2 protein-coding genes are annotated in these 1,100 nt (G+C 31.3%); both read left to right on the top strand.

The genetic code is table 11. The annotated features are described in order from the left end of the window. The first annotated feature begins 402 nt into the window (after positions 1-402). Positions 403-753, top strand: a complete 351-nt coding sequence (locus ACFIN0_RS09740) for a type II toxin-antitoxin system RelE/ParE family toxin (RefSeq protein ID WP_041581387.1) — start codon at positions 403-405, stop codon at positions 751-753. 1 nt (position 754) lies between these two features. Beyond that, the gene (locus ACFIN0_RS09745) at positions 755-1,078 is read left to right on the top strand and encodes a helix-turn-helix domain-containing protein (protein ID WP_015856199.1); all 324 of its coding nucleotides are present in this window, start codon (positions 755-757) and stop codon (positions 1,076-1,078) included. The last annotated feature ends 22 nt before the right edge of the window (positions 1,079-1,100 follow it).

Consider the following 1,100-nt stretch of genomic DNA (forward strand, 5'->3'; position numbering starts at 1 on the left):
TGCATATATACAAAACGTATCATATTGCAAGCGCTCTATGAGAGATATGAAAACTTATCAAAAGGAATGTAAATGATGCGTTTGATTTTTACTCACTCATTTGAATTACAGAGCCTATAAACGCTTGTTATGGCTATCAAACGTATCAAACAAATCAAAATGCTCGGTAGCTTTAACAATCCAATCAAAAGCAAATGCATATTCAATAAATATCTGCAAAAAACGTTCTTTTTACATTTGGAAGCGTTGGTTTTTACAAAGCAGCTTTTCATAAGATAAATAAACAATTATGGTTTTTTGTTACCATTTTTATCAAGTCAATTTTATTAATAATAGTTATTAAAAAATCACAAAATTAGAATAACCACTTGAAAATATACCCATATGGGTATATTAATAATCATGAGTAAAATAAAACGTATCATATGGCTTGGTTCTTCACTCAAAGATATAAAAAGTCTTCCTGATCTTATTCAACAAAGGATTGGTTATGCTCTTTATCTTGCTCAGATAGGAGATAGAGGAGAAAATGTTAAGGTTCTCAAGGGGTTTGGATCTGCCAATGTTCTAGAAATTATTGAACGCGATATTCAAGGAACTTATCGCGCTGTTTATACGATACAATATAAAAAATCTCTTTATGTGTTGCATTGTTTTCAGAAAAAATCGACCCGTGGCATTGCAACACCAAAACCAGACATTAATCTGATTAAAGAACGTCTCAAGTTAGCAGAACAATTAGAAGGGAATTAAAATGATCAATGTTTTTCACGGTAGTTCCAATGTTTATGCGGATCTTGGCTTTTCAGATTCCAGAGAGATGCTTATCAAAGCGCAACTTGCTCATAAGATTAGTCAAATTCTGAAAGAAAAGAACTTAACACAAAAACAGGCTAGTCAACTTTTGAAAATGACTCAACCAAAACTGTCTAAACTCTTAAGTGGAGAATTTCGAGGAATTAGTGAAATGAAAATGCTTGAGTGTTTGGCAAAATTAGGAAACGATATAAAGATTATTGTTAATCCGAAAGAAGTTAAAACGCTTGAAGGACATTTTGAAGTTGTTTTTTCTTCTTAAACTTCTTTATGATTAGCTTTTT

Origin of the sequence: Bartonella sp. AA89HNZF, assembly GCF_042196905.1 — a bacterium.
Taxonomy (GTDB): Bacteria; Pseudomonadota; Alphaproteobacteria; order Rhizobiales; family Rhizobiaceae; genus Bartonella.

Excerpts from the sequence above, each read along its gene's own strand:
- ACFIN0_RS09740 (WP_041581387.1), top strand. The coding sequence starts at position 403 with ATGAGTAAAATAAAACGTATCATATGGCTTGGTTCTTCACTCAAAGAT.
- ACFIN0_RS09745 (WP_015856199.1), top strand. The coding sequence starts at position 755 with ATGATCAATGTTTTTCACGGTAGTTCCAATGTTTATGCGGATCTTGGC.